The sequence below is a fragment of the Deltaproteobacteria bacterium genome (assembly GCA_009692615.1).
Taxonomy (GTDB): domain Bacteria; phylum Desulfobacterota; class Binatia; order UBA9968; family UBA9968; genus DP-20.
The window spans coordinates 80,276-88,297 of record SHYW01000005.1 but is presented as its reverse complement, the minus strand read 5'-3'; the positions used below and the strand labels follow the sequence as shown (position 1 = coordinate 88,297).

Genomic DNA, 8,022 nt, shown 5'->3' with positions numbered 1-8,022 from the left:
GGAAAGGTGCCCAGACCGAGACCCATGATGAGGTTCTCGCACATGGTGCTGAGACCGGCCATGGACTGCGCCAGATGAATCGGGTGGCGGTGCGAGATTACCGTGCCGGTGCCAAGGGTGAGCTTTTTGCACACCGTGGCAATTGCCGCGAGGATCAGCAAGCCTTCGATGTGGGTGTTGTCTTCGCCCTCCATGCCGTGGGGTTCGAAAACTAAATGGTCTCTGACCCAAACCGAGTCAAAGCCATAGGCTTCAGCCTTTTTCGAGCCCTCGACACAGAGTTCAGTGGAACCATATTCGCAAAAGTGGGGTAAGAGTAAACCGAATTTCAACTTTGTCGCCATGGCAATTCTCCTTAGTGAGTTAATTCATTCGATATGTGAAGAGGTTTCTTATCACATTTTTGACGGCAAAGTCCATGCGGTGCCGAGGCAAAATCGGCCATTTGGGGTCATCCTTTGGCAAGCTGCTTGAAGAAACCGCTCTGCACGATTTCGCGCAGCACATCGCCGCGGATAAAACTGTCGTAGTCGGTGGTCCGCGCGCGCGGGTCTTTGTCTTTGATTTGGTCGAGGACGGTTTTTACTTCTTCGGCCGATGAAGTCGGCACCAAGCGGAAATAGCGCTGAGTGAAAAGTTGATAGGTCTCTTCGAGCACCGCCGGCTCGTCGATCTTGGTGTATTTTTTGAGCACCCGGATCGAGACCTCCTTGTTGCGCTTCAAATAATGGGTCGATTCGATGATCGCTTTGAGAAAATTGCTGACAATGGGCCGATTGGTTTTGATATAAGCTTCGGTGGTCATGTAGGAGAGGCCGGGATAGCGAATGCCGAGATCGCCGAGATCGATCATCTCGTTGAAGCCCAGCTGCTTGGCCTTGGTCAGCGCCGGCGACGATAACGCGCCGCCGTGAATGGCGCCGCTTTGGAGCGCCGCGAGGATTTCCGCCAGGCCACCGAGTTGCAGGATCGTCACGTCTTTTTCCGCGTCCAGGCCGATCTTTTGAAGATATTTTCTCACCCCGAAGTCGCTCAGCGCGCCGAAGCGGGTGACGCCCAATTTTTTGCCTTTCAAATCTTGCGGCGACCGGATGTTGGCGTTGACCATCAGACTCTGTGGCGTGGTGTCGAGCAGGGTTGCGAACATGACAGTGTCGGCGCCGCCGAGCTTGGCGAGAATGCTGCCGGTGCCGGCGCCTTGGGTGATTTGCGTTTCGTTGGCGATGGTCGTCGACATGGCGCGCGGGCCGCCGCCGATGTAGATCAGGCCGACATCGAGAGCGTATTTTTGAAAGAATCCCGCGTCCAGGGCGAGCCAGGTCGCCAGCGAAGCCGCGCCGATGGACGAATAGCTGACGCGGATGCGGCTGAGTTCTTTACTCTGAGTCAATCCGTCGGTGTGCCCGCAGAAGCTGACGATCGCAACGATCAACAAAGCGAGGAAGTGATGCATGATTTCTCCTTGGTCTCATGATTTCATCATGCCGCAACCTATCGCAAGTTGACATCCGTTGCATCCTCGCAGTAACGTCCACAAAAAAAGCGAGGTGAAGCGCCATGGCCGGGCCGCAAAAAGAATTTGAAGTTCATCCCTATGTCCAGTTCATGATGGACAGGTACAGTCCGTATAAAAACTGGATCAAATCTGAGGGCGTGCCGATCGTCGGCGGTGAGTTCGTCCAGGACGTGCGCACCGAGCCGGTGGGCTATTGGCGGCGCAAGGACTGCAAGGGGGCGATTTGTACCTTCTCCGATCAGATGGTCGCCGACGGCTACATCGCCGAGATCGATCCGGGCAAGAGCAACAAACCGCAGCGCCAACTTTACGAAGAGATTATCACCGTCGCCGCCGGGCGCGGCGCGACTTCAGTCTGGTACGACGACATGGCGAAACGAACTTTCGAATGGGAGCGCGGCAGTACCTTCGCCATTCCTTTGAACGCTTGGCACCAACATTTCAATGCCAGCGGCAGCGAACCGGCGCGTTATTTCGCGCTCACCAGCCAGCCGATCGCCTTCGAGCTCTACCGCGATCCGGAATTTATCTACAACACCAACTATCAGTTCAAAGACCGCTTCGATCTCGGCGACGCCGAGTTTTTTTCCAAGGAAGGAAAATATTTCACCGAATATTACGGCGGGATTCTCCATTCCAACTTCATTCCCGACATCCGCAAAATAAATTTAGTCGCGCGCGAGAAACGCGGCAAAGGCACGAAGAACATGTACATCCACATGTCCGGCGGTTCCATGCTCGCCCATGTCTCGGAGTTTCCCGTCGGCCGCTACAAAAAAGCCCACCGCCATGGGCCGGGCGCCCATGTGTTTCTGCTCGACTCCACCGGCTACACGTTGATGTGGCAGGAGGGCGAGAAGCCAAAACGCTACGATTGGCAAGAAGGCACGGTAATCTCACCGCCGGCGGGGGGCTGGCACCAGCACTACAACACCGGCAACCGGCCCTGTAAATTCGTCGCGCTCCACGCCAACACCGCGGTGCAGGGCGAAGAGCGCGGCGTCGAACAGATCGAATTCGAAGAAGGCGACGAATCGATGCGTAAGGTGTTCGCCGATGAGTGCGCTAAGAACGGCGTCAAAGTGGATATGTAACGCCGCGCGTCGCGCTCGCCGCGGCCTAACAAACGATCAGTTGCTGTTGTCGTATTGGTGCCGGCGCGAGCGCGCGTAGTCGACGCGCTGGTTGGTTACGGACTCTTTGCCCAACGGGTCGTAGTTGCAGGGTCCGTAAAGGTCGATGATATCGCCGTCGCTCGGGCTTTTGAGCACCGGCGATCACTGAACAAAGTGTCCTCGGTGATCGCGGGAAATTTTAAATGGCAGTACTGCCCCGAAGGGTCGGCAACTTTAAGAACGAAAGCCTCGGCCGACCATGAAGTAGCGGCGAAGAAATCCAACGCGCCGACGATCAACGGTAATGCGGCAATGGCTTTGAGTCGGTTCATAATATTCTCCTTGTTCATTCGGTTCTGAGTCGCGATTATCCTACTCGCGGTCAATTGCCAATGCAAAGCCCAATACTTTGTTCCGCGTGGTGCGATTGGCGTTCCGGTAGATGATTGAACCACGCTGGCGTACTTGGCGTTCATCTCGAAAAGATTGACCAGGTGTGGAGCGCGCGAGTGGTGGAAGATGCATTCCACTCATTCTCGACCCACGGGCTTGTCATCGTAAGATGGCCACACCTTCACTACGCGACCCCGCGCTCGTAACACAGGCGCGGCCATGTGTTGTAGTTTTACTACCAAGCGCACTTTTTCAGCAAAGGGCAGCCTGGCCAGCTCGTGGCGACGTTGCTCCTTGGCGGCGATGAGTCGAGCGATTTCTGGTTTCAAGGTCTCCATGGCTGCCATTTGCCTTCTAAACCGTGGCGTTTCAGTAAATTGGCTAGATACTCTCCGTCGAGTTCCGCTTGTTCGCGCAAAAGCCGCACCCGTTCTCGGTCTTTGTCGCGACCCGTTTGAATGGCGATAGCTACGAGATGTTCCGCGCGCAGGACTCGCGTAGGAGCTTGCTCGTACAGCACGTCGCGTGCTTCGGCCAGTGCTTCGATCAGGAGATCGTTGTATGCGGGTAGGAACTGCACGGGTATATCCTCAATATTGACGCATTCACTTTCCTCATTGTAACCGCGATTTCGTAACTCCGCGTACAGCGGTCCGAGCGAAAGTAGCACTGAGGCAGTCTGCGGCAAGATAACGAAGATGTCCAAGTCGAAAGTCAGCACCGGTTCGACGTAGAGGTCGCACCCATGGCGCCGCCGATTGCATAGCGGCTAAGGTCGCCGGCCACTACCAGATCGTTCAAGACTCGTAATGTTTTCTCCATTAATGCGGTTAGCTTAGCATGCCTGGCGAACGGTCAACAAATCCAGCTTTGGTAGCACAGGAACTCTGGGTGAAGCTAGACTTAGGGCCTTGGCGTCGACGAATTTATCAGTATGGCAGCCGCGTGCCGATGCCCTGCTTTAGGGCGCTGCGGTAGATGTGATCGGCCATGGCGATGTCTTGGTTGACCAGGCCGATGGCGCGGATGAAGATGCGTTCTTGATCTGACTGGCGGCCGGGCTTTTTGCCGGCGAGTAGTTCGGGGAGTTCGGCGTAGAGATCTTTTTCGCTCAAGTAGTTTTCCTTCAGCATCCTTTGCATGTCTGACTTGTTCTTGCAGTGGAGCCAACTGTCGACGACGAATTTGTCGGTGTTTTTGTAGATCGAGCTGGCCATCTCTTGATGCTTGCCGATAGAGTAGACGGTGCTGCCGGCGCCGAGCCAGGACTCTTCAACGAAGGGCGTCGAGGTCGTGGTCGCGGAGATCACCACATCGGCGCCTTTCAATGCGGCTTCGGTGGATTCCACCGGAATTACGTTCAAACCATATTCGGCGCCGACTTCCTTGGCGTAGTTTTGGCGCGACTCGGGCGTGCGCGAGGTGACGCGGATTTCTTTCAACTTAAAAGCCTGGGCCATCACCGGCACGGCGGCGCGGGCGGTGTCGCCGGCGCCGAGCATGGCCATCACCGTCGAGTCTTTGCGCGCCAGCACGCGCATGGCGACGGTGGCGGCGGCGGCGGTGCGCACGGCGTGGCACCAGTCTTCGTCCATGAAGGCGAGAATCTCGCCGCCTTCGAGATCGCTGAGTATGAGCACCCGTCTCGGTCCGCGCGGCGGGCGCGAAACATCGCGGCTGCCGCCGGCGGCTTTGATCGAACGAATGCGAAAGCCGGCCACGGGTGTTGTTTGCAACGCGCAGCCGGTGACCCAGGACTGCCAGCCTTGTTCGGGTTTTATGGCGAAGTCCTCGGGCGTCGACCAGGTCACTCGTCCTTCGCTGTGATCGCGCAGCGCCTGTTCGGTGATCTCGATGGCCCGGCCGAGGTCGAGAACTTTTTTGACGTCGTTATTGGAGAGGTAGAGGATGCCTTTGGTTTCCATATTCTCGTTCCAAAATTTCCCTCGCGCAAAGCACGCCAAGGGCGCGAAGGTCGGAAATAATAGTTCCTTCTCCCCTTGCGGGAGAAGGCTAGGATGAGGGGTAATCGATGGGGCACCCTCACCCTCGCCCTCTCCCGTCAAGGGAGAGGATAAGATTTGGCTCGATAGCTTACATCAGTTAATCACATCCAAGCGGCGGCAACCGCTGGTTAAAAATTCCTGTCCTTTTTCCGTGATCAGCACATCTTCTTCAAGATGCACCGCGCTCTTTGCCGAGCGGACTTTGGGTTCCAACGCCAACACCATGCCGGGACGATAAATTTCCGTCTCGACTTCGTTCAATGAAGGCGGTTCGGCGCGTGACATGCCGATGCCGTGGCCGATGCGTTTGGGGCTGTCGACGGCTTCATAGCCGCGCTTGATGAGTTCCCGATTGGCGACGCGGGAAACTTCGGCGAGCGGCGTGCCGACTTTCATCGACTCGAAACAGAGATCGATCACATCGCAGGCGGTTTCATGGTCTTTCTTATGTTCGTCGGTCGGCGCGCCGAAGATCGCCATTCTGGTTACGTCGCCGTAGTAGCCTTCGTAGCAGGCGCCAAAGTCGGCGATCATGCGGTCGCCTTTATTATAAACCCGGTCGTCGTAGCGGGTCGACGAATTCAACATGAGAAATCCGGGATGGCGCGGGTGGGCGCCTTCCTCGATCATTGAAATGTACAGCCGGTCGGCGACTTCGCGCCGGGTCATGCCGGACTTTAGCTGCGGCAAGCAACGGTCGTAGGCTTTGACTGAGATCTCGCACGCCTTGCGCATGAAGGCGATTTCGCGCGCGCTTTTGATGATGCGCATTTCCGTCAGTGCGGCGCTGCCGTCTTTGATCTGCGCTTTGGGCAGAGCTTCCGTCAGGCCGGAGAGATAATTTACCGGAATTCCCAAACGCTGATCGTCACCGAGTTCGAAGCCGAGTTTCGCTTCACCCAAGCCCATTTCTTTGATCGAAGCGGCGATCATCTCCTGGGGAAACGGCACGTCGGTGTAAGCGCGCACTTCACCGACCCATGGCAGCGCCTTGGCTTTCGCTTTATCGTTGCCATAAACCAGCAGCAGCGGCTTGCCGCTTTTCGGTAGGATGCCAATCTGCGGGCGCTGAATATGATCCAGCTGGTAGCTAATCAGCCCGCTAAAATACCAATAATTGTTTTTCTCCGAGACCACTAGGGCGTCGAGGCCGTCGCGTTCCATGAGCGCTTGAGCGCGGGCGTAGCGGTCGAAGTATTCTTGATCGACGAAGGGGGATTCGGTCGCCATGATTTGCTGGCTCCTTTGTACGCGACTAACTCGCGAGCGCTTTGCGGCCTTCTAATCGCTTAATCTTGCCGACGTAGTCAAGTGCTTCGCTGAGCTGGATGACGCTGGCGTACTTGGCGTTCATCTCGAAGAGATTTACGAGATGGGAAGTGCGTGAGCGGTCGAAGATGCATTCTTCGACGGGGAAAACCGGATAACCGTAGGAGTAGCCATCGAGAACTGTCCCGCGCACACATCCGCAGGTGCTGGTGCCGGCGATCAGCAGGCTGTCGATGTTTTTGCGCACGAGATAGGTGATTAAGTGCGTGCCGAAAAACGCGCTGGCGCGCGCCTTACGGACGATGAATTCGTTGTCGTTGGGTTTGATCATCGCCGGAAATTCCACGGCGAGTTTTTCGAAGTCGGTTTTGTCGACGCCGCGCTTGGTGGCGTTGCCGAAGGCGGCTTTGAAGTCGGGGTCGCTGGTGGAATAGATCACCGGGATCTTGGCGTCCCGGCAGGCGTGGAGCAGTTCCTTGATTTTCGGCAGTGCGTCCCAGGCGACCTGGCCGCAGCTGGTGGGAAATTCGTCGATCGCTTCCAGCACCGGCATCGGCTTGGTGCCGGTGAAGCCGGTGATGACATCGATGATGATCAGCGCCGGGTTGACGCCGAACTTTTCGCTCCCCTTGTAGCCGGCCTTGTCGTAAATTTTTCGTTCTTCTTCCGGAATGATCGCTTCCCAGTCTCTCATCGCTCGCTCCTCTCGATTAACGAATGCCCAGGGCTTCGTTATGTATTTGAGTTAGTTCGCGGAAGTTTTTATACGCCTCGGGCGGCACCACACGGCGGCGAAAGCCTTCGAACAGTTTCGCCGGCTCGGGCTTCACATCTTTGCGCGGACCGATGCGGCGAAAGGTTTTCAAAAACTCTTGCCCTTCTTTGGAAATCAAATAATCGACGAACAAACGCGCGGCGTTGGGATGGGCCGCCTTGGCCGAGAGCATGGTGACATTGGTTTCCACCGCCACCGGTTCCAACGGAATCCAATCCACTGGCGCGCCGCTTTGCTTCATGCGCTCGATGACTTGGGCATAAACGAAAGTCATCGGTCGTTCGCCGACGCTGACGAAGTTGGCGCGGTTGGTGTTGCCGCGCAGAAATACCGGAATCTGCTTGGCGAGGGCATTGAAATAATTGACGGCTTTTTCCTGGCCCCATTCTTGGGACAGGGCGACGAACAGATCGTGATTCTCGATGTCGATGATGAATTTCTGTTTGTACTGCGGCTTGAGCAAATCATCGTAGCTCTTCGGCAGTTCGTTACGCGCCATCGCTTTGCTGTTGTAACCCAGCACCCAGGTATTTAAATAAACCGTCGACCAATAGCCTTTGGGATCGTAAAGATCGTCATGCAGGTTGGGAATTTCCGGCGATAAATAGGGGGCGATCAAGTTTCGTTCGCGCATGGGCGTGAACGACGGCGATATGCCGATGGCGACATCGAATCGATTCGCTCCCGCCTGCGCTTCGGTCATGATCCGGCTGACCATGGCGGTACCGCCCAGGCGCACCAGATCGCCTTTGATAAACGGATATTTCTTGCTGAACGCTTCGACCAAGGCGCCGCTGTTCTGGATATCCATGGTCGTGTAAAAGACCAAACTGCCTTCGCGCTTGGCGCCGTCGAGAAGTGAGGAGTCGGCGGCAAGCGCGGGGATTGTCGAGAGCGCGAAAAAAAACAAGACGAATGGGACCAAATAGGACATATCTATTATGCTTC

At 56.3% G+C, this 8,022-nt stretch carries 8 protein-coding genes; 1 reads left to right on the top strand and 7 read right to left on the bottom strand.

Annotation, left to right across the window (positions count from 1 at the left end):
* Positions 1 to 344: LLM class flavin-dependent oxidoreductase (locus EXR70_02225; GenBank protein ID MSP37295.1), on the bottom strand; the 344-nt coding region annotated here is incomplete at its 3' end.
* A gap of 107 nt (positions 345 to 451) precedes the next feature.
* Positions 452 to 1,453 carry an ABC transporter substrate-binding protein gene (locus EXR70_02220; protein MSP37294.1) on the bottom strand — a complete coding sequence of 334 codons (1,002 nt, stop codon included), beginning with the start codon at positions 1,451 to 1,453 and terminating at the stop codon, positions 452 to 454.
* 104 nt (positions 1,454 to 1,557) lie between these two features.
* Here EXR70_02220 and EXR70_02215 point away from each other — a divergent pair, with 104 nt between their 5' ends.
* On the top strand, positions 1,558 to 2,610 hold the full coding sequence (locus EXR70_02215) for a cupin domain-containing protein (GenBank protein MSP37293.1): 1,053 nt from the start codon (positions 1,558 to 1,560) through the stop codon (positions 2,608 to 2,610).
* 739 nt (positions 2,611 to 3,349) lie between these two features.
* Here EXR70_02215 and EXR70_02210 read toward each other — a convergent pair.
* From EXR70_02210 to EXR70_02190, 5 genes are all read right to left on the bottom strand, one after another.
* Entirely contained in the window at positions 3,350 to 3,730 is a 381-nt protein-coding gene (locus EXR70_02210) for a hypothetical protein (protein ID MSP37292.1), read from the bottom strand.
* 223 nt (positions 3,731 to 3,953) lie between these two features.
* Positions 3,954 to 4,949, bottom strand: coding sequence for an ornithine cyclodeaminase family protein (locus tag EXR70_02205; GenBank protein MSP37291.1), 996 nt, complete (start codon positions 4,947 to 4,949; stop codon positions 3,954 to 3,956).
* A 174-nt stretch (positions 4,950 to 5,123) separates the two neighbouring features.
* Positions 5,124 to 6,260, bottom strand: coding sequence for an aminopeptidase P family protein (locus EXR70_02200; GenBank protein ID MSP37290.1), 1,137 nt, complete (start codon positions 6,258 to 6,260; stop codon positions 5,124 to 5,126).
* 25 nt (positions 6,261 to 6,285) lie between these two features.
* Positions 6,286 to 6,993 (bottom strand): isochorismatase family protein, encoded by a 708-nt coding sequence (locus tag EXR70_02195; protein MSP37289.1) that lies wholly within the window; start codon positions 6,991 to 6,993, stop codon positions 6,286 to 6,288.
* A gap of 16 nt (positions 6,994 to 7,009) precedes the next feature.
* Entirely contained in the window at positions 7,010 to 8,008 is a 999-nt protein-coding gene (locus EXR70_02190; protein MSP37288.1) for an extracellular solute-binding protein, read from the bottom strand.
* Positions 8,009 to 8,022: the final 14 nt, after the last annotated feature.

Bases quoted from the DNA above. Each gene is read 5' to 3' on its own strand.
- EXR70_02220 (MSP37294.1), bottom strand. From the start codon at position 1,453: ATGCATCACTTCCTCGCTTTGTTGATCGTTGCGATCGTCAGCTTCTGC.
- EXR70_02215 (MSP37293.1), top strand. From the start codon at position 1,558: ATGGCCGGGCCGCAAAAAGAATTTGAAGTTCATCCCTATGTCCAGTTC.
- EXR70_02205 (MSP37291.1), bottom strand. From the start codon at position 4,949: ATGGAAACCAAAGGCATCCTCTACCTCTCCAATAACGACGTCAAAAAA.
- EXR70_02200 (MSP37290.1), bottom strand. From the start codon at position 6,260: ATGGCGACCGAATCCCCCTTCGTCGATCAAGAATACTTCGACCGCTAC.
- EXR70_02195 (MSP37289.1), bottom strand. From the start codon at position 6,993: ATGAGAGACTGGGAAGCGATCATTCCGGAAGAAGAACGAAAAATTTAC.
- EXR70_02190 (MSP37288.1), bottom strand. From the start codon at position 8,008: ATGTCCTATTTGGTCCCATTCGTCTTGTTTTTTTTCGCGCTCTCGACA.